We start from the raw sequence: 18,430 nt of genomic DNA, 5'->3' as shown, positions 1-18,430 counted from the left end.
GTCGCCGGCGGCCCGCACGCGCCGCTCATCGATCCAGCTCGGCGTAATGCCGGAATATCCCCTGCTCGTTGAACGGAATGCGCCGCTCGGACGCCAGATAGCGCGCGACGGGCGGATGCCGCGCGACCCGGTCGTGCAGCTCGATCAGCGCCGCATGCCGCTTTTCGACGTGCGAGAACGCTTTGGGAAACGCATAGCGCAACCCCTCGATCAACTGAAACATCGACAGGTCGACATAGGTCAGGTGGGCGCCGACCATGTAGCCGTGCCTGTGCGGATTGTGCGGATTGTGCGCGAGCACCCTGCCGAAATAGTCGAGGAACCTGGGCAGCCGATGCTCGATGAAATCCTCCGCCCGCATCGCGGCCTGCGCTTTCTGATCCTCGTAATACAGGCCGCTCGCGATCGGGTGATGCGTGTCGTGAATCTCGACGACGAAGTCGGACACCGTCAACTGCAACTGATGCGCCCAGAGCCGGCCCGCGTCGTCGCGCGGCGCGAGGTCGTGCCGCGCGCCGAGAAACAGCAGGATGTTCGCCGTCTGCCCGATGATCTGGTCGCCGGCCTTCAGGAACGGCGGCGCGAACGGCAGGCATTCGGCAGAGTCGCTTTCCAGCAGCCGCATCATCGCCGGCACGCCCATTCCCTTGCGCGACGACTCGCGCGCGATGTCGACGTATTCGGCTTCGGCCGCCTCGAGCGCGAGCCTCACGAATTCGCCGCGCCCCTGAATGTCCGGCCAGTAGTAAAGCTCGTAGCGCATGCCGCCCTCCGTGTTCGTTGCGTGAAATTCGTCGGAACCGGCACTCGGCCTGGTGTTTCCGAATCGGGCCTTGCCGATCGCCGCCGACGCGAAGCGACAGTCTAGGCGCAAAGCGCCGAACGCGTCGTCCGGCGCGCGGCGCATCGCCATTTCGTCAGATGATTAACGATTCCGAAACGCGAGTGAATATGCCTTTCCCTATTTGTTATACGAATTCGGCGGCCTATTCGCGACCAAGGCGGCGACCAGGAAAATCACTCGCGCCGGATTGATTTCGTTTATTTCCTTTCAAATGAAATTTCACGAAATTCATAAAAAAACGTCACGAGATCGCCCACAAGAAAAATGCACGATGCCGATGCGGCCGTTTCGGGCCTGCACGCCCAAACAGCGCAGTCGCAGCATTCGGCAAATTCCGCACAGGCCTCGTCGGCATCGGTATCCGCGACGCAAGAATCTCCGGCCAAACGGCAAGCGGGCGTGCGCGCGTTACGCCCGCTCGTGGTTCGACCGAGAATATGCTACAAATGATTCGAGCCGGCCGCACGATATCGACGTCGCCTCGTCTATTGCCACGACAACAAAACAGGATGGATCGAATACAGCAATTAATTAACACGTCTGTCTTTTAAGAAGTGAAACAGGCATCAGCTCGAATCTCGAATGGGCATGTCACGGTGTCGCGACGGGGGAGCAGCGTCATGAACGATTTCGTGCGGTTGAACCTGATCGGCCAATCACCGCGCTTTCTGGCGGCGCTCGACCTGATACGCAAGTACGCGCGCAGCGCCGCGGCCGTGCTGATCCAGGGCGAAACCGGCACCGGCAAGGAACTCGCGGCGCGCGCGCTGCACTACCTCAGCGACAGGCGCGACCTGCCGTTCGTCCCTGTCAACAGCGGCGCGATTCCCGAGCATCTGATCGAAAGCGAGTTGTTCGGCCACGTGCGCGGCGCCTTCACCGACGCGCGCGAAACGCGGCACGGGCTGATCACCGAAGCGCGGGGCGGCACGCTGTTCCTCGACGAAGTCGAAGCGCTCAGCGCGCGCGCGCAGGTTGCGCTGCTGCGCTTCCTGCAGGACCGCGAATATCGTCCCGTCGGCGGCACGCTGCTGCGCAGCTCCGATGCGCGCGTGATCGCCGCGACCAATCTCGATCTCGCCGTTCTCGCCCGCAAGGGCCTGTTCCGATCCGATCTGCTGTATCGGCTCGACGTGCTGCCCTTGCATCTGCCGCCGCTGCGCGAGCGTTCGGGCGACGTCGCGCTGCTCGCCGACACCTTCGTCGAGCGCCTGAACGGGCTCGGCAAGGGGCCTGCGAAGGCGCTGCTGCCGGGGTCGCGCGCCGCGCTGAACCGGCATACGTGGCCCGGCAACGTGCGCGAGCTCGAAAACCTGATCCAGCGCGAATACGTGCTCGCCGGCGACGCCTGCTGCATCGACCTGACGACGGCGGGCGACGGGCACGCCCCGGCCGCGGCCGCGTCGATCGCGTGCGCAACGCCCGCGGACGAATCGTACAAGGCCGCGAAGGCGCGGGCCGTCGCGGAATTCGAGCGCAGCTACATCGTCGCACTGCTGTCGCGCTCCGGCGGCAACCTGAGCCTCGCGTCCCGATTGTCGGGCAAGGACCGCAGCGACATCGGCAAGCTGCTCAGGAAGCACGGCATCGAGCGTCAGCGCTTCACGGCCGCCGGTCAGCCGAATCGGGATTGAGTCGCGATTGAATCGCGGTTGAATCCCGATCGATCCGGCGCGATCGCTTTCGTCGCTCGCGCCCCTTCGCCGATCGACGCGACCGAACCCACCGCGGCGCCGAGGGAAATTTCCCCCCAGGGGATGCGGACCGCGCGCCCGACGCGCCGCGCGTTGCCGCGCAACGAGCGGCGGGGGCGCGGCGTGTCCGCGGGTGCGGTGCATTTCCCCAGCCCGCTCGAGCGCCGCCGCGCGATTTGCCCCGCGGCGCGGCGGCCGGCGGGCGAGCCGCCGCCTGGTACGCCGCTTGCGTGGCAAGCGGCATCAGCCACTGTCGGGTATCCGCCGGGATGAACACGACGCAGGACGACGATGCCCGCCGCGGAATCGCCCAGACGATCACGCGATACCTGGCGAACCATCCGAACGCGGCCGACACCGTGGACGGAATCGCGGCGTACTGGCTAACGGAGATCGAAGAGAGCGCAGCCATGTTCCGGATCGACCACATTCAACGCGCGCTCGACCAGCTCGTGCGTCAGGGCGTGCTCACGACCTGCATGCTGCCCGGCGGCCACGTCCTCTACAGGAAGCCGCCCGTGCCGCAGGAGCGCGCATGAACGCAGCGCGACGACGCGCGGCCGTCGCACGCACGCGCCCCGGCGCGGCGCGCGTGCGCGTACACATGCGCATGCGGCGTCCGAGCGTGAATGCCGCCGCCGCGCCGCGCCGGCCTGCGGCGCTTGCCGAACCTCGCCGCCGATATCGCGTCGCATGCGTCACGCACGCGGCCGCTCGCCGCGAGATCCGATCCATCGTTGACAAGGAAATGACATGGCGAATCTGAACTGGTCGCTCTCGCTGCAGGTGACGGGCGGGCCGACGATCAACGCGGGACAGGACGGCCTGAGCGTCGAGGGCGTCGACACGATCGACGTGACGATCGACGCCGGCGACGCCGACAAGGTCGTGCAGATCCAGCCCGGCGCCGCGGGCCACGTTCACGTGCTCGCGGTGAAGTCCGATCTCTACAACAGCAAGCTCAGCTTCAAGGCGAGCGACGGCGCGACCGATTCGGCCAAGGTCGTGCTCGACGCGCCGCAGCTCTACGCGGGCGGCGCGACCGCGCTGTTCGGCATCGACCCGAAGCAGTTGAAGCTCTCGAATGCCGGCGCCGCGGCGGCGCACGTGACGATCTTCGTCGCGCGCGACGCGAAGGTCTAGATCGACTCACCGGAGGCCCCTCATGCCCTCTCCCCTCACCTACCCCGGCGTCTACATCGAGGAAGTGCCGAGCGGCGTGCGCTCGATCACGGGCGTCGCGACGTCGATCGCGCTCTTCATCGGCTGGGCGGCGCGCGGCCGCAACGATCGCGCGGTGCGCATCTCGAGCTTCGCCGACTACCAGCGCACGTTCGGCGGGCTCGACCGGCGCACGCTGCTCGGCCATGCGGTCATGCAGTTCTTCGACAACGGCGGCAGCGACGCGTACATCGTCCGGCTCGCCGGCGCGGGCGCGCTCGCGTCGACGGCCGCGATCGGCGACCTCACGTTCCACGCGAGCTCGCCGGGCAAGTGGGGCGACGGCTACGCGGTGCGCACGACGCGCCGGCAGCCGCCCGACGACGCGCACTTCACGGTCGACGTGCTCGACAAGCAGAACGGCAATGCGATCGTCGAGAGCTTCCAGAACGTATCGATGGACAAGGGCGACACCCGTTTCGTCGAAGGCGTGATCAACGACCGCTCGGGCTACATCGCCGTCAGCGCCGCGAGCGGCACGACGCCCGCCGACGCCACCGCGCCGCTCGGCGGCGGCGACGACGGCACGCTGCTCCAGCCGGGCACCGCGGGATTCCATGCGGCGCTCGCCGCGGTGTTCGGCGTCGGCTCGATCACCGACCGCATCGATCTCTTCAACCTCGTATGCGTGCCCGGCGAGACCGACGCGGGCGCGCTCGCCGCGCTGCAGACGGCCTGCCGCAAGCGCCGCGCGTTCCTGATCGCCGACGCCGATTCGACGGCGACGGTCGCGTTGCTCGGCGCGGGCGTGTCCGCCACGCTCACCGGCTCGGACGCGCTGAACTCCGCGCTCTTCTTCCCGTGGGTGCGCGCGGCCGACCCGCTGCAGCAAGGCGCGATCGCGAGCTTCCCGCCGTGCGGCTTCGTCGCGGGCGTGTTCGCGCGCACCGACGGCGCGCGCGGCGTCTGGAAGGCGCCCGCCGGCAGCGACGCGTCGCTGAACGGCGCATCGGGCCTCGCGATCGCGATGAGCGACGCCGAGAACGGGCAGCTCAACCCGCTCGGCATCAACTGCCTGCGCACGCTGCCCGTGTACGGCAACGTCGTCTGGGGCGCGCGCACGCTGCACGGGCAAAACGACCGCGGCTCCGAATGGAAGTACGTGCCGGTGCGGCGCATGGCGCTGTTCCTCGAGGAGAGCCTGTACCGTGGCACGCAGTGGGTCGTGTTCGAGCCGAACGACGAGCCGCTGTGGGCGCAGATCCGGCTGAACGTCGGCGCGTTCCTGCAGGACCTGTTCCGCCAGGGCGCGTTCCAGGGCCGCACGCCGCGCGACGCGTACTTCGTCAAGTGCGACGGCGAGACGACCACGCAGGCCGACATCAATCTCGGCGTCGTCAACATACTCGTCGGCTTCGCGCCGCTGAAGCCCGCCGAGTTCGTGGTCCTCCAGTTGCAGCAGATCGCGGGCGACATCCCCACCTGACCGATCCGATCCACCTGATCGAGGAGAAGCTCCATGGCGCAGTTTTCCGTGAATCCGCAGCGCTTCGATCCGTACAAGAACTTCAAATTCCGGATCAAGTGGGACGGCCGCTACGTCGCCGGCATCAGCAAGGTGTCGGCGCTCAAGCGCACCACCGAGGTCGTCGAGCATCGCGAAGGCGGCGATCCGTCGACGTCGCGCAAATCGCCCGGGCGCACCAAGTACGACGCCGTCACGCTCGAGCGCGGCGTCACGCACGACACCGAGTTCGAGAAATGGGCGAACAAGGTCTGGCATTTCGGCTCGGGCCTCGGCGCCGAGGTGTCGCTGAAGACCTTCCGCAAGGACCTGATCCTCGAGGTCTACAACGAGGCCGGACAGCTCGCGCTCGCGTACCGGATCTTCCGTTGCTGGGTATCGGAGTTCCAGGCGCTGCCCGACCTCGACGCAAACGCGAACGCGGTCGCCATCCAGCACATCAAGCTCGAGAACGAAGGCTGGGAGCGCGACGACAGCATCGCCGAGCCGAGCGAGCCGAACTTCACGGAGCCGGCGTGACGCGCCGCCGCAGCCGAAAGCCCCGACACCGGAGGAGTGAGCGGTGAACACCCGTGACTTGCTCGCGCTGTGGGAACGCGCGGCCGTCTGCGAGCCCGACGCGCGCGACGACGCGCTGCTCGCCGCGTTCGATCCTGCGCCGCCGGCGTCGCTCGGCGCGCGCAACGCGGCGCTGCTCGGCTTGCGCGCGCGGCTGTTCGGCGGCGCGCAGCGGCTGCGCTGCGCGTGCCCCGCGTGCGGCGTCGACGTCGAATTCGCGATCGACTGCGCGGCGCTGTCGCAGCAGTTGCTGCCGGCCGCCGACGCGGCGCTGCCGCAGCGCGTCGAAGCCGACGGGCACCGGATCGAGTTTCGCGTCCCCGACGTGCGCGACCTGCGCGCAGCCGCGCGCGCGGCGCGCGACGACGGTGACGGTGACGACGACGGCGACGCGTTCGCGCGCGCGCTGCTCGCGCGCTGCGTGACGCGCTGCGAGCGCGACGACGGCGGCGCCTGCGCGCCGGCGAGCCTGCCCGTGACGGTCGCCGACGCGCTGTCGCGCCGGATGGAAGCGCTCGAGCCGGGCGCGAGCGTGAGCTTCGAGCTCGACTGCCCCGCGTGCGGCGCGTCGTGGTCGGCGGGCATGGACTGCGGCGACGTGCTGTGGCGCGAGTTGCAGGTGCGCGCCGAACGGCTGCTGCTCGACGTCGACGCGCTCGCGCGCGCGTACGGATGGAGCGAGGCGCAGGTGCTCGCGCTGAGCCCGACGCGCCGCGCCGCGTATCTGCAACTGGCGGGAGCGGCATGATGGCCGGCACGCCCTCGTCCGCGCCGCTGCGCTTCTTCGCGCGTCTCGCGCCGGGTGCGCGGCACGCGCCCGGCAGCGTGCGCGCGGCGCTGCCGTCGCGGTTCGCGGCCGCCGAGGCCGGGGCCGCGGGAACCTTCGCCGACGATGCGCGAACGATACCCGCGACGCGCGGCGACGAGACGCGCGGGCGTCCGACGCCGACGCCGTTCGCGACGCGCGGCGCGCACGCCGCCGGCGCGCGATCGGTCGCGCATGTTTCGCCCGTCGTCGACGCGGTCGCGCAAACGCCGCAACGCGAAACCTCGTTTGCAACAGCCTTCGCGCGCGAACGCACGCCGCACGATCCGGCGGCGAGCGCGGCCGCGCCGGACATCGCGCATTCCGGCGCGACGGATACGCTCGCCACATCGGCGCGAAGCTCGGCCGCGACACGCGACGCCGCGTCCGCCCCGCTTTTCGCCCCGCTTTCCGGTCCGCTTCCCGCCCCGCTTCCCGGCCCGCTTCTCACCCCGCGTCTCTCGGCGCTTCGCGAGCCCACATCGCGCACCGTCGCGCCCGAGCCCGCGTGGCCGGCCGCGCCCGTGCGTGCGCCGCTGCAGGCGGCGGCTGTCGCCGGGCGCGCGGCGAGCACGCGCGCCGACGCGCCGAGCGTCGTCCACGTCAGCATCGAGCGCATCGACGTGCGCATGCCGGCCGCGCCGCCCGCCGCGCCGCAGCCCGCGCCGAAGCCGCGCGCGACGCCGGCGATGCCGCTTGGCGACTATCTGCGCCAGCGCCAACGCGAACGCGCGCGCGGCGGCGAAGGCGGAGGCGCATCGTCATGAGCTCGCCGCTGTCCCTCGGCGCGATCAGCGCGGTGCTGCGCAACCTGCTCGACGACGGCATGATCGAGGCCGGCGCCGCGCTCGGCAGCACGGTGCACGTGAGCGCCGTCGCGCCCGACACGATCGACCTCGACAAGGCCGAGGACCCGCCGCGCCTGAACCTGTTCCTGCATCAGGTCACGCCGAACGCCGGCTGGCGCAACGCGGGCCTGCCGTCGCGCAGCGGCGCGAGCGGCGAGCGGCTGACCAACGCGCCGCTCGCGCTCGACTTGCACTACCTGCTGACCGCGTACGGCCGCGCCGATTTTCAGGCGGAGATCCTGCTCGGCTACGCGATGCACCTGCTGCACGAGCGCCCGGTGCTCGATCGCGCGGCGATCCGGCGCGCGCTCAATCCGAGCCCGCTCGACGTGAGCATGCTGCCGCCCGCGTTCCAGGCGCTCGCCGCGTCCGATCTGGCCGACCAGGTCGAGTTGATCAAGGTGACGCCGGCGACGATGGGCGTCGACGAGATGTCGAAGCTGTGGTCCGCGATCCAGACGCACTACCGGCCGTCGGCCGCGTATCAGGTGTCGGTCGTGCTGATCGAGGGAACCCGGCCCGGCCGCGCGCCGCTGCCCGTGCTCTCGCGCGGCCGCGTCGATCCGCTCACGCAGCGCGACCGTGGCGTGATCGTCCACGCCGACCTGTTGCCGCCGCTGCCGGCGCTGTTCGGCGCAGCGCCGCGGCTCGGCCAGAGCGGCGCGCGGCTCGGCGAGCCGGTCACGATCACCGGCGTGCGGCTCGCGGGCAGCGGCCATCGCGTGCGGCTCGTGCACCGGATGGTCGCCGCGCCGATCGAGATCGCGCCGTCGACGCTCGACGCCGCCGGCACGACGCTCACGTTCGCGCTGCCGAACGACGCGGCCGCGCAAAGCGCGTTCGCGGCCGGCCTGTGGTCGCTGACCGTGCGCTTCACGCCGGCGGGCGAAACGGACCCGCGCGAGACCAACGCGGTGCCGCTCGTACTCGCGCCCGCCGCCGTGATCGCGGCCGACGCGGGCCTCGCGCTGCCGGCCGCGAGCGTCGTGCGCGCGGGCGCGCCGGCCGTCGTGACGGCGACGCTCCACACGCGGCCGCAGGTGCGGCTCGAACAGGACGCGACGCTCGCGCTCGACGCCGTCGAGGCCGTCGCGAAGCCGCGCGCGCACGCGGACGATCCGCTGGTGTTCGAGTTCCCCGGCGCGAGCGTGGCAACTGGCAAGCACTGGCTGCGCCTGGAGGTGGACGGCGCCGGCAGCGTGCTGCTCGATCGCAGCGGGCCGGCGCCGGCGTTCGATGCGACGCAACGGATCGACGTGCCATGAACCTGCACGACATCGCCGACTGGGCCGCACGCAACCAGCGCTGGCTGTCCGCGCGGCTCGCGTACTGGCGCGCGCGCATCGACGCGCTGGCCGAGGATGCGGATGCGTCCGCGCACGCGCACGGCGTGCCGGACGATGCCGACGACGGCTTCGAGCCAGCCGCGCGGCGGCTGGCCGCGTCGTTCGGGCTATCGGCGTTCGAGATGGAATTGCTCGTGCTCGCGGCGGGCGTCGAGATCGACGCGGCGATCCGCGACGCGCTCGCGCGCGCGCAGCGCACGCCCGCCGGGCATCCGGTGCGCGTCGGCTTCGCGCTCGCGCTGCGGCTGCTGCCGCAACCGCACTGGGACGCGGTATCGCCGCTCGCGCCGCTGCGCGCGTGGTCTCTCGTCGATTTCGACGCATCCGGCGGCTTCACGCACGCGACGATGCGCATCGACGAGCGCATCCTGCACGCGCTGACAGGCGTCGCCGCGTTCGATCCGCGGCTTGCCGGCATCGCGCGCCGCGGCGAGCGCGCGGACGACGCCGCGTACCCGGATCTCGCCCGCTCGATCGCGCGCGCGCTCGCCGCGCAACCGCACGCGTTGATCGTGCTCGCCGACGCCCGGCTCGACGCCGAGCACGTGCGCGGCGGGCGGCGGCTCGCGAGCGCCGCGCTGAGCCGCGCGGGCCTCGGCACGCTGTGGGTCGACGCGTCGTCGGTGAATGGCGATCCGCGCGAGACGGCCGAGATCGCGCGCCGGCTCGATCGCGAGGCCGTGCTGTCGCAAGCCGGCGTCGTCGTGTCGCTCGACGATGACGAGGCGTCGCATCGCGCCGCCGCGCTCGGTTTCGCGGGCCGGCTGAACGGCCCGACGCTCGTGCTCGGCGCGCCGGGGCCGCTCGCGTTGGCCGCGCTCGAGCGGCCGGTGCTGCGCTTTGGCGTGCCGCGCGCGCCAGCGGCGTTGCGCCCGGACGTGCCCGCGCACGTGCACGCGATCGCGCGCCGCGCGATCCGGCAGTTCCGCGTCGATCCGTCGGTGCTGGAACAGGCGCTCGGCGCGGTGACGGACTTCGACGACGCCACGGCGGAGCCGACGCTATGGCACGCGCTGCGCGAGGCCGCGCGCGGCGGGCTCGACACGCTCGCGCAGCGCATCGACAGCCGCACCGCATTCGACGACCTCGTGCTGCCGCCATTCGTCGCCGCCCAGTTGCGCGAGATCGCCGCCCAGTTGCGCGACCGGCAGACCGTCTACGACGACTGGGGCTTCGGCCGCGGGCAGACGCGCGGCCTCGGCATCGCGGCGCTGTTCGCCGGCGAATCCGGCACGGGCAAGACGATGGCGGCCGAGGCGATCGCCAACGCGGCGCGCGTCGATCTCTACCGGATTGATCTGTCGAGCGTCGTCAACAAATACATCGGCGAGACCGAAAAGAACCTCGCGCGGCTGTTCGACGCCGCGGAGACGAGCGGCGCGATCCTGCTGTTCGACGAAGCCGACGCGCTGTTCGGCCGGCGCAGCGACGTGAAGGACAGTCACGACCGCTACGCGAACATCGAGGTCGCGTACCTGCTGCAGCGCATCGAGACCTACCGCGGGCTCGCGATCCTCACGACCAACATGAAGAGCGCGCTCGATCGCGCATTCCTGCGGCGCATCCGCTTCGTCGTGAACTTCCCGTTTCCGGACGCGGCCGCGCGGGAATCGATCTGGCGTCGGCAGTTCCCCGCGGCCGCGCCGCTCGGCGCGATCGATTTCGGGGCGCTCGCGCGGCTCAACCTCGCGGGCGGCCATATTCGCAGCGTCGCGCTCAACGCCGCGTTCAAGGCGGCGGGCGGCAGCGGCGCGATCGACCAGGCCGCGCTGATGGACGCGGCGCGCGCCGAGTATGCGAAGCTCGAACGCAGCTTCAACGGACCAGCAGGAGGCCGCGCATGAATCACGACGTTCGCAGCGTGCGCATCGGCCGACTCGTGATCGACGCCGGCGCGCTCGGCGGCCTCACGCGCGAGCGGCTCGCCGCGCACGTGCAGGCGGCGCTCGCGCAACGGCTGTCCGGGCGGGATCGCGCGGCGGCGGCGCCGGTGCCGGCCGTCGCGCGGCGGATCGTCGATGCGGTGGTCGCGCAGCTCGGCGAGCTTGCGTGGACGACGGCCGCGGCCGCGCCCGCGCAGCGCGGCGACCGCTTCCCGGCATCGTCCGCGGGCGCCGCGCGGATCGGCGCCGATCCGCCGTCATCTGCGCAAGCCGGGGACGGCCTCCCGCGGCCGCCGTCGCCGCCGTCGCCGCCGTCTCCGCCGATCGCGACGGCGCGCGACGACGTTGGCGCCGGTTCCGCGTCGACTGGCGCGCCACGCAACGACGGCGGAGAACGGCGATGAACTTCGACCTGCGCCGCCGCCAGCCGCCGGCGAGCGATACAACGACCGCCCGCGCGCCCGATCGCCAGATACGCCCCGATATGCGCCCCGCCGCGCGCGGCGAACCGCTGCCCGCGCCGCTGCGCGATACGTTCGAGCCGCAGTTCGGCGTCGATTTCTCGTCGGTGCGCCTGCACACCGACGACCGGGCCGGCGCGTCGGCCGTCGCGCTGGGCGCGCGCGCGTACAGCCTCGGCCGCGACATCGTGTTCGCGCCGGGGCGTTTCGCGCCATACACGGCCGACGGACGCGCGCTGCTCGCGCACGAGCTCGCCCACGTCGCGCAGGACGGCGCGCGCGACGCGACGCGCGACGCGCCCGCGCGAATCGACGCGCCCGACAGCCCGCAGGAACGCGAAGCCGAGCACGCGGCGCGGGCGGTCGCCGCAACGCCCGTTCGCGCCGCGCATCGCGACACGCGCGGCGCGGCGTCGCCGCGCGTGTCGCAAGCCGGTCCGCGGCACGGCCCGCCGACGCTGCACCGGTCGCTCGCCGGCGCCGGAATCGGCGGGGCGCTCGGCGCACTCGCGGGCGGCGTCGGCCTCGGCCTGCTCGGCGGCCTGCTGGGGCCGGCGGGCGCGATCGCGGGCGCGGTGATCGGCGGCATCGGCGGGCTCGTCGCGGGCGCGGTCGTCGGCGATCTGGCGTCGCGGCGCTCGCGCGGCCTCACGGCGGCGGAGAAGACTGACCTGCGCGAAATCTTCCACGACGCCGTCGACTACGACAAGGTCACGATCACGCGAGGCAGCGCGCTGTCGGCCGGCGCGGCGCGCACGGTCGGCAACACGATCAACCTGCAGGACGAGCATTTCAGGGGCGACACGATGGAGTTGTCCGACAACGGCCAGCTCACGCTCGCGCACGAGATGGGACACGTGTGGCAGTACCAGAACGGCGGGCTCGCTTACATCCCGTCGAGCCTGATTCCGCAGATCGTGGCCGGGCTGTCGGGCCGATCGCGCAACGCCGCGTACGACTGGCGCAGCGCGGTGCGCAACCACATCGACTGGTCCGACTGGAACGCCGAGCAGCAAGCCGAATGCATCTCCGACTACAACGAGGCGCTGCGGCGCATCAACGCGGGCAGCGCGACGCTCGCGGACTACGAAACCGTGACGCTCGCCGAGCCGTTCATCGCGCTGGTGCGCGAGCGGATCGGCGCGCCGGGGTCGGCCCGGCGCCGCCGCGAAGCGCCGCAGGCGGGCGCGGGAGCGTCGCCATGAACGCCGCGAACGGCCTCGTGAAGCGCCGCCCCGACGCGGGCAAGCCGCTGAAGGCAACGAACCGTCGCGAAGAGCGGCCGCGCGCACGCGCCGCGCTCGGCTACCGGACGATGGAGGCGAAAACCATGACTGCACACCGAAAGGCCGCCGTGCACGGAGTCGCGCGATGAACGCCCGGCTCAGCCGCGCGGCCGCGCATCCGGCGAGCGCGCCGCATGCACGGCCGCACAAGCTGCAGCGCAAATGCGCGTGCGGCGCGACCGCCACGAACGGCGAGACGTGCGAGGCATGCAAGGCGAAGCGCGTGCAGACGAAGCTCGCGGTCGGCGCGACCGACGATCCGCTCGAACGCGAGGCCGACCGCATCGCCGAGCAGGTGACGGACGCATCCGGGCCGGGCGCGCCCGGCGCGGCGCCGCCGGGCGTGCAGCGCGCGGCGAACGACGCGAGCGCGCACGCCGGCGGGCAATCGTCCCCGGCGAGCGTCGAGCGCGCGCTCGCGGGCGCCGGGCAGCCGCTCGAGCCGGCCGTGCGCCGCGACATGGAGCAGCGCTTCGGCCACGACTTCTTCGACGTGCGGGTGCACGCCGACGCCGACGCGCATCGCTCGGCGCACGACGTGAACGCACTCGCCTACACGGCGGGCCGGCACATCGTCTTCGCGGCGCATCGCTACGCGCCGGGCACGCACGAAGGCCGGCGCCTGCTCGCGCACGAGCTCGCGCACGTGGTTCAGCAGCGCGCGGCGACGCCCGTCGTGCGCGCGGCGCCGAAGGGCAAGGGCGGCGGCAAGCCCCCGAAAGCCGCGGTGCCGCAGGTCTGCGGCCGGGATTCGCGCAAGGTGAAGGACAACTGGATCACCAAGGTCAACGTCGATGTCGGCAGCAACCAGTTGTCGATCGAATGGAACGATCCGGCGAAGGAGCCCGCGCTCAGCAAGAGCAACGGCGGCAAGCACGACATTTCGCCGGGCGCGGGCAAATGCTGCGTCGACTGCAACGACGAGAAGACGAGCCAGACGTCGGGCAGCCTGTGCACGCCGAAAGGCGACACGTGGAAAGTCTTCGACACCGGCTGCGCGCTCGCCGGCCATCCGTCGGCCAAGAACCCGAGCTACTTCCAGCGCTCGGGGATCGCGATCCACAGCGGCAACACGTCGAGCCCGCCCCAGTCGCACGGCTGTTCGAGAACCTCGGTGGGGATCTCGGAGCTGATCCACGACAACGTCGTCGTCAAAAAGACCGACATCGCGGTCAGCGGAACATGGGCCGGCACGCGGTGCTACATGACCGAGAGTACGGACACGCTGTCGAACCGCAAGGACGTCTGCGACGGAACGAGCGTGAAGAAAGAGCAAAAGCCCAAGAAGAAGAAAAAGGCAGGCGCGCCGGCCCGGAAGGCCGCGCTCGAACCCGGCGACGGCGCCGCGCCCGATCTGCTCGCGGGCGGCCCGGAGCTGGACGACGATGCGCCCGAGCCCGCGTCCGCGCTGGACGGCGACGGCCCCGGGCCAAACAACGAGCCCGCCTCCGAGGAAGCCGCCGACACGCCCGAGCTCGCCGACGCCGACGCCGCCCCCGACGCCGACCAGCCGGCGAACGAAGACGGCAGCGCGCCGGCGGTGCAGGCCAAGCTCGCGGTGGGCTCGGTCGACGATCCGCTCGAGCGCGAGGCCGATCGCATCGCCGATCGCGTGATCGCGTCGTCCGCGCCCGATGCCGCAAGCGATGCCGCGGGCGATGCGCCGGTGAGCGATGCGCCGGTAAGCGTGCAACGCGCGAGCGGCAACGGCACGGGCGCGATCCGGTCGGCGCCGCCGAGCGTCGGGCGAGCGCTCGCGAGCGGCGGGCGGCCGCTCGAGCCGGCGGTGCGCCGCGACATGGAGCGCGGCTTCGGCCACGGCTTCCTCGACGTGCGCGTGCACGACGACGCCCACGCGCATCGATCGGCGCGCGACGTGGGCGCGCAAGCTTACACGTCGGGCCGTCACGTCGTTTTTGCGGCCGGACGATACGCGCCCGGCACGCGCGCAGGACGGCATCTCATCGCTCACGAGCTCGCGCACGTCCTTCAGCAACGCAACAGCGGCAGCTCCGTCGTCAGGCGATCACTGGACGGCTGCGCCGATCTGCTTCGCGCGCCGAGCGTGAGCGCCGTGCCCGGATCGGCGGTCCATCGCGCGATCGCCGCGCATTTCAGCACGACGGTCGCCGGCGCACGCGGCGTCGCGATTCCCGGCGCGTCGGCCGCGCCGCTTCGCTCGCAGGCTCTGTGCGGCGGCGACGACAAAATCATCGACCCGCAAATCACCGGCGGCGCATCGGGCACCGGCTTCCCCGACCTGGCGCGCCAGACGCCGGCCGGTGTGCTGCAGGTCGCCGAGATCAAGCCGGCCCACGTGAATTGCCTCGTCGACGGCGAGGAACAGGAACTGCGCTACATCGACCAGGGCAACGCGCGCGATCCGCAGCAGACGGCCTGGCGCGCGGCGCAGGGCATCCGCGTCGTCACGCCGATGCCGGAGAGCGCGTACTCGCCGCCGCAGATGACGCTCAGCGTGCCAGGCGTCACGGTCGAACTGCGCACCGCATGGTGCACGGCGGGGCTCCTCGCCTACTCGCTGCGCACGTCCGGCCAGCCGGTGCCCGTGCCGGTTCCGCAGGTTCGCCGCGATACGGAGCGCGAGCGGCTGCGCGTCTCGGTGCCGTCCCCCGTGGCGGTCGGCGCGGGCGCCGTCGCGGTCGGCGTCGCGGCAGTCGCCGGACGCGCGTTGTGGCCGCACTTCTGGCGCGTCGTGGCGACGCGCTTCGCGCTGCGCGGCGCACTCGCGGCGGCGCTGTCGGCCGCCGACGGTCCGCTGCCGTTCGGCGAGCTGATCTCGCTCGGCATGGCGATCGTCACCGTCGTCCAGATCGTGAACGACTGGAACGACATCTGGCGCGACGCCGATCGGCTCGCCGCCGGGGAGGCCACATGACCACCCCGTTCTCCCCCAGGCTCGTCAAGGGCGGCCTCGTGATCCTCGCTCCCGGCGGCGGCGCGGTGCGGCGCACGATCGCGCTGCAGTACAACCCCGACACGCTCACGCGCAGCTATCAGGTGCAGGGCGTCGGCGGCGACGGCGGCGGCGAGCGCGCGCAACCGTTCCGGCTCAAGGGGCCGGCGATCGAGAGCCTGCGCGTCGAAGCCGAAATCGACGCGACCGATCAGCTCGAATTCCCCGACAGCCACGCGAACGCGGTCGCGTTCGGCATCGCGCCGCAGCTCGCCGCGCTGGAGGCGCTCGTGAATCCGAGCGTCGACGAACTGCTGAACGTCGCGTCGCAAACCGCGAACGGCACGCTCGAGATCATTCCGCCCGAAGCGCCGCTCGCGCTGTTCGTCTGGAGCAAGAGCCGCGTCGTGCCGGTGCGCGTGACCGAGCTGTCGATCGCCGAGGAAGCGTTCGACCCGGCGCTCAATCCGCTGCGCGCGAAAGTCTCGCTCGGCCTGCGCGTGATGAGCACCGACGATCTCGGCTTCACGCACAAGGGCGGCACGATCTTCCTCAGTCACCTGCGCACGCGGGAGGCGCTCGCCGACAAGGCGGGCAGCGCGACCCTCACGTCGCTAGGCATCGGGAACCTGCCATGAAACGATCCTCACGCGCTATACGCCCACCGCGCGCCCTTCGCGCGCCCGTTCGTGCACCCTTGCGTTCGCCCTTGCGCGCCCCCCTTCGCTCGCCCCTTCGCGAGCGGACCGGCGGCATGCGCGGCGCAACCCGGCGAGCACGGCCATGACGACCGATCCCGTCCAGTTGCTGATCGACGCGGGCGCGATCCCGTCGAGCCCGTTCGCGCCGACGAGCCGCTACGCGGGCGTCGCGATCGCCCGCTACGCACGCGAGCCGGGCGAGCCCGGCGTGCCGTACCTGCGCCGCCGCTTCATCGCGCAGCGGCGCGACATCGCGATCGCCGCCGAGCACATCGTGCGCGCGGGCGAGCGGCCGGACACGCTCGCCGCGCAGGCGTATGGCGACGCCGCGCTCTACTGGCGCATCGCCGACGCGAACGCGCTCACCGATCCGTTCGAGCTCACCGACACGCTCGGCGCGCGCATCGCGCTGCCGCTGCCGCCGGGCCTGTAGGACGCACGCCATCATGCGCAATGCCGTCAATCTGTCGCTGCTGATCGGCCCCGTGCCGGCGCCCGCGCCGCAAGACGTGCTGCAGGCGCTCGTGCAGGCGCGCGTCGAGGACGGCTCGGGCGATGCGCAAAGCGGCTTCGAGCTGACCTTCGAGCTGCCCGCCCGCTCGCCGCTGCGCACGCTGTTCCTGCTGACGGGCGGCGGCAGCCTGCCGCTGATGCGCGTCGTGCTCGCCGTGACGATCAACGGGCGCGCGCAGTCGATCATCGACGGCGTGACGACGAACGTCGAGACGCAGCCGGGCGAAGGCGGCGTCGGCAAGCTCGTCGTGAAGGGCAAGGACCTGTCCGCGCTGATGGACATCATCGAGCTGCCCGGCATCCCGTTTCCCGCGATGCCGCCGTCGGCGCGCGTGCTGCTGTGCCTCGCGAAATACGCGGCGCTCGGCGTGATTCCGATCGTGATCCCGAGCATCCTCGACATTCCCCCGCTGCCGATCCAGAAGATCCCGCAGCAGCGCGGCAGCGACTACGCATACGTGAAGCGCCTCGCGGGCGAAGCCGGCTACGTGTTCTATCTGGAGCCGGGGCCCGGGCCCGGCACGTCGAAGGCGTACTGGGGGCCCGAGATCCGCGTCGGCGATCCGCAGCCCGCGCTCACGACCGGCATGGACGCGCAGACCAATGTCGAGAGCCTCTCCTTCACGTTCGACAAGGAGCGCAAGTCGATGCCGATCGTGTTCTTCCAGGAGAGCACGACGAAGGTGCCGATTCCCGTGCCGATCCCCGACGTCACGCCGCTCGCTCCGCCGCTCGGCCTCGTGCCGCCGCTGCCGCCGAAGATCGAGAAGCTCGACGCCACCGCGCACCTGTCGGCGCCGGAAGCGCTGATGGCCGGGCTCGCGTACGCGAGCCGCAACAGCGATTCGGTGTTCGGCACCGGCAAGCTCGACGTCGCGAAATACGGGCGGCTCCTCAAATCGCGCTCGCTCGTCGGCGTGCGCGGCGCGGGCGTGCCGTTCGACGGCCTCTACTACGTGAAGCGCGTCACGCACGAGATCGAGCGCGGCTCGTACAAGCAGAGCTTCTCGCTCGCGCGCAACGGGCTCGTCTCCACTTTTCCGTCGGTGCCAACATGAGCAGCGCGCCTCTTTTCGGCAAGTACCGCGGCACGGTCGCGAACAACGTCGATCCGATGCAGATCGGCCGCGTCCAGGTGATGGTGCCCGACCTCGCCGGCTTCGTGCCCGGCACGTGGGCGATGCCGTGCGTGCCGGCCGCCGGGATCAACACGGGCTTCTTCACGGTGCCGATGATCGGCGCGGGCGTGTGGATCGAGTTCGAGCGCGGCGACCCCGACTATCCGATCTGGGTCGGCGGCTACTGGGGCACCGCGGCCGAAGTGCCGCTCCTCGCGCACGCGGTGCCGCCCGGCGTGACGGGCTTCACGATCCAGACGCCGCTGAAGAACGGCCTCGTGATCAGCGACGTGCCCGGCCCGACGGGCGGCATCCTGATCCAGACGACCACCGGCGCGATGATCTCCGTGAGCGACGTGGGGATCATCATCTCGAACGGCAAGGGCGCGGTGATCAACATGACGGGCCCGAGCGTCGACGTCAATCTCGGCGCGCTGACGGTGGTGTAGCGATGCCCGCGCCCATCCTCCACCTCGGCGCCAGCGTGCTGTGCGCGCACGCCGGCCAGGCGAGCCCGCTGTCGCCGTTTCCGCGCGTGCTGCTGTCCGGGCAGCCCGCCGTGACGATCGCGTGCCCGTATGCGATCGCCGCGTGCGCGCTCACCGGCTCGCCGAACCCGCCGTGCGCGACCGGCCAGTGGCTCGCCGGCGCCGCGCGCGTGCTGGCGGGCGGCGTGCCCGTCGCGACGATGGCGGGCGCGTCGAGCTGCATCCCCACCGGCACGCCGATGATGCCCGTCGCCGCGCAGACGCGCGTGCTCGCGACGTGAGGAG

General features: G+C 71.7%; 19 protein-coding genes. 18 read left to right on the top strand and 1 reads right to left on the bottom strand.

Annotation, left to right across the window (positions count from 1 at the left end):
• Positions 1-25: 25 nt before the first annotated feature.
• Positions 26-763 carry a glutathione S-transferase gene (locus WS92_RS07545; RefSeq protein WP_059931872.1) on the bottom strand — a complete coding sequence of 246 codons (738 nt, stop codon included), beginning with the start codon at positions 761-763 and terminating at the stop codon, positions 26-28.
• A gap of 701 nt (positions 764-1,464) precedes the next feature.
• On the opposite strand from WS92_RS07545, the gene WS92_RS07540 reads away from it, so the two are divergent.
• From WS92_RS07540 to WS92_RS07455, 18 genes are all read left to right on the top strand, one after another.
• Positions 1,465-2,478 carry a sigma 54-interacting transcriptional regulator gene (locus tag WS92_RS07540; RefSeq protein WP_059931840.1) on the top strand — a complete coding sequence of 338 codons (1,014 nt, stop codon included), beginning with the start codon at positions 1,465-1,467 and terminating at the stop codon, positions 2,476-2,478.
• A 329-nt stretch (positions 2,479-2,807) separates the two neighbouring features.
• On the top strand, positions 2,808-3,077 hold the full coding sequence (locus WS92_RS07535) for a hypothetical protein (protein ID WP_006028769.1): 270 nt from the start codon (positions 2,808-2,810) through the stop codon (positions 3,075-3,077).
• Between the two features lie 214 nt (positions 3,078-3,291).
• A complete protein-coding gene (locus WS92_RS07525) occupies positions 3,292-3,681 on the top strand; it encodes a hypothetical protein (RefSeq protein ID WP_006028770.1) in 390 nt (129 codons plus the stop codon).
• Between the two features lie 22 nt (positions 3,682-3,703).
• Positions 3,704-5,185, top strand: coding sequence for a phage tail sheath family protein (locus tag WS92_RS07520; protein ID WP_059931836.1), 1,482 nt, complete (start codon positions 3,704-3,706; stop codon positions 5,183-5,185).
• A 33-nt stretch (positions 5,186-5,218) separates the two neighbouring features.
• Positions 5,219-5,743, top strand: a complete 525-nt coding sequence (locus WS92_RS07515) for a phage tail protein (RefSeq protein ID WP_006028772.1) — start codon at positions 5,219-5,221, stop codon at positions 5,741-5,743.
• A gap of 43 nt (positions 5,744-5,786) precedes the next feature.
• A complete protein-coding gene (locus tag WS92_RS07510; RefSeq protein ID WP_059931833.1) occupies positions 5,787-6,530 on the top strand; it encodes a hypothetical protein in 744 nt (247 codons plus the stop codon).
• Positions 6,530-7,354, top strand: coding sequence for a hypothetical protein (locus WS92_RS07505; RefSeq protein ID WP_231755934.1), 825 nt, complete (start codon positions 6,530-6,532; stop codon positions 7,352-7,354). The genes WS92_RS07510 and WS92_RS07505 overlap by 1 nt, the downstream gene beginning before the upstream one ends.
• On the top strand, positions 7,351-8,700 hold the full coding sequence (locus tag WS92_RS07500) for a Pvc16 family protein (RefSeq protein ID WP_059931829.1): 1,350 nt from the start codon (positions 7,351-7,353) through the stop codon (positions 8,698-8,700). Before WS92_RS07505 ends, WS92_RS07500 begins: the two co-directional genes overlap by 4 nt.
• Entirely contained in the window at positions 8,697-10,625 is a 1,929-nt protein-coding gene (locus tag WS92_RS07495; protein ID WP_059931827.1) for an AAA family ATPase, read from the top strand. The genes WS92_RS07500 and WS92_RS07495 overlap by 4 nt, the downstream gene beginning before the upstream one ends.
• A complete protein-coding gene (locus WS92_RS07490) occupies positions 10,622-11,068 on the top strand; it encodes a hypothetical protein (RefSeq protein WP_059931824.1) in 447 nt (148 codons plus the stop codon). The genes WS92_RS07495 and WS92_RS07490 overlap by 4 nt, the downstream gene beginning before the upstream one ends.
• The gene (locus tag WS92_RS36095) at positions 11,065-12,330 is read left to right on the top strand and encodes an eCIS core domain-containing protein (RefSeq protein ID WP_059931822.1); all 1,266 of its coding nucleotides are present in this window, start codon (positions 11,065-11,067) and stop codon (positions 12,328-12,330) included. The genes WS92_RS07490 and WS92_RS36095 overlap by 4 nt, the downstream gene beginning before the upstream one ends.
• The gene (locus WS92_RS35635; RefSeq protein WP_156442998.1) at positions 12,327-12,500 is read left to right on the top strand and encodes a hypothetical protein; all 174 of its coding nucleotides are present in this window, start codon (positions 12,327-12,329) and stop codon (positions 12,498-12,500) included. Before WS92_RS36095 ends, WS92_RS35635 begins: the two co-directional genes overlap by 4 nt.
• Positions 12,497-15,307: an eCIS core domain-containing protein gene (locus WS92_RS07480; RefSeq protein WP_059931820.1), complete on the top strand. Its 2,811-nt coding sequence runs from the start codon at positions 12,497-12,499 to the stop codon at positions 15,305-15,307. The genes WS92_RS35635 and WS92_RS07480 overlap by 4 nt, the downstream gene beginning before the upstream one ends.
• Positions 15,304-15,963 (top strand): CIS tube protein, encoded by a 660-nt coding sequence (locus tag WS92_RS07475; RefSeq protein WP_006028782.1) that lies wholly within the window; start codon positions 15,304-15,306, stop codon positions 15,961-15,963. The genes WS92_RS07480 and WS92_RS07475 overlap by 4 nt, the downstream gene beginning before the upstream one ends.
• A 145-nt stretch (positions 15,964-16,108) precedes the next feature.
• Complete coding sequence (locus WS92_RS07470) at positions 16,109-16,459, top strand: baseplate wedge protein 53 (RefSeq protein WP_006028783.1); 351 nt, start codon at positions 16,109-16,111, stop codon at positions 16,457-16,459.
• A gap of 13 nt (positions 16,460-16,472) precedes the next feature.
• Entirely contained in the window at positions 16,473-17,597 is a 1,125-nt protein-coding gene (locus WS92_RS07465; RefSeq protein ID WP_015603911.1) for a hypothetical protein, read from the top strand.
• The gene (locus tag WS92_RS07460; RefSeq protein ID WP_006028785.1) at positions 17,594-18,106 is read left to right on the top strand and encodes a phage baseplate assembly protein V; all 513 of its coding nucleotides are present in this window, start codon (positions 17,594-17,596) and stop codon (positions 18,104-18,106) included. The genes WS92_RS07465 and WS92_RS07460 overlap by 4 nt, the downstream gene beginning before the upstream one ends.
• Before the next feature lie 2 nt (positions 18,107-18,108).
• Entirely contained in the window at positions 18,109-18,426 is a 318-nt protein-coding gene (locus WS92_RS07455) for a hypothetical protein (RefSeq protein ID WP_015602894.1), read from the top strand.
• Positions 18,427-18,430 lie beyond the last annotated feature (4 nt).

The sequence above is a fragment of the Burkholderia sp. MSMB1588 genome, from assembly GCF_001546925.1.
GTDB classification, from domain to species: Bacteria; Pseudomonadota; Gammaproteobacteria; order Burkholderiales; family Burkholderiaceae; genus Burkholderia; species Burkholderia humptydooensis.
The sequence above is the reverse complement of the archived record's forward strand: the minus strand, read 5'-3'. Positions and strand labels throughout refer to the sequence as shown.

Bases quoted from the DNA above. Each gene is read 5' to 3' on its own strand.
- WS92_RS07545 (WP_059931872.1), bottom strand. From the start codon at position 763: ATGCGCTACGAGCTTTACTACTGGCCGGACATTCAGGGGCGCGGCGAA.
- WS92_RS07540 (WP_059931840.1), top strand. From the start codon at position 1,465: ATGAACGATTTCGTGCGGTTGAACCTGATCGGCCAATCACCGCGCTTT.
- WS92_RS07535 (WP_006028769.1), top strand. From the start codon at position 2,808: ATGAACACGACGCAGGACGACGATGCCCGCCGCGGAATCGCCCAGACG.
- WS92_RS07525 (WP_006028770.1), top strand. From the start codon at position 3,292: ATGGCGAATCTGAACTGGTCGCTCTCGCTGCAGGTGACGGGCGGGCCG.
- WS92_RS07520 (WP_059931836.1), top strand. From the start codon at position 3,704: ATGCCCTCTCCCCTCACCTACCCCGGCGTCTACATCGAGGAAGTGCCG.
- WS92_RS07515 (WP_006028772.1), top strand. From the start codon at position 5,219: ATGGCGCAGTTTTCCGTGAATCCGCAGCGCTTCGATCCGTACAAGAAC.
- WS92_RS07505 (WP_231755934.1), top strand. From the start codon at position 6,530: ATGGCCGGCACGCCCTCGTCCGCGCCGCTGCGCTTCTTCGCGCGTCTC.
- WS92_RS07500 (WP_059931829.1), top strand. From the start codon at position 7,351: ATGAGCTCGCCGCTGTCCCTCGGCGCGATCAGCGCGGTGCTGCGCAAC.
- WS92_RS07495 (WP_059931827.1), top strand. From the start codon at position 8,697: ATGAACCTGCACGACATCGCCGACTGGGCCGCACGCAACCAGCGCTGG.
- WS92_RS07490 (WP_059931824.1), top strand. From the start codon at position 10,622: ATGAATCACGACGTTCGCAGCGTGCGCATCGGCCGACTCGTGATCGAC.
- WS92_RS36095 (WP_059931822.1), top strand. From the start codon at position 11,065: ATGAACTTCGACCTGCGCCGCCGCCAGCCGCCGGCGAGCGATACAACG.
- WS92_RS35635 (WP_156442998.1), top strand. From the start codon at position 12,327: ATGAACGCCGCGAACGGCCTCGTGAAGCGCCGCCCCGACGCGGGCAAG.
- WS92_RS07480 (WP_059931820.1), top strand. From the start codon at position 12,497: ATGAACGCCCGGCTCAGCCGCGCGGCCGCGCATCCGGCGAGCGCGCCG.
- WS92_RS07475 (WP_006028782.1), top strand. From the start codon at position 15,304: ATGACCACCCCGTTCTCCCCCAGGCTCGTCAAGGGCGGCCTCGTGATC.
- WS92_RS07470 (WP_006028783.1), top strand. From the start codon at position 16,109: ATGACGACCGATCCCGTCCAGTTGCTGATCGACGCGGGCGCGATCCCG.
- WS92_RS07465 (WP_015603911.1), top strand. From the start codon at position 16,473: ATGCGCAATGCCGTCAATCTGTCGCTGCTGATCGGCCCCGTGCCGGCG.
- WS92_RS07460 (WP_006028785.1), top strand. From the start codon at position 17,594: ATGAGCAGCGCGCCTCTTTTCGGCAAGTACCGCGGCACGGTCGCGAAC.
- WS92_RS07455 (WP_015602894.1), top strand. From the start codon at position 18,109: ATGCCCGCGCCCATCCTCCACCTCGGCGCCAGCGTGCTGTGCGCGCAC.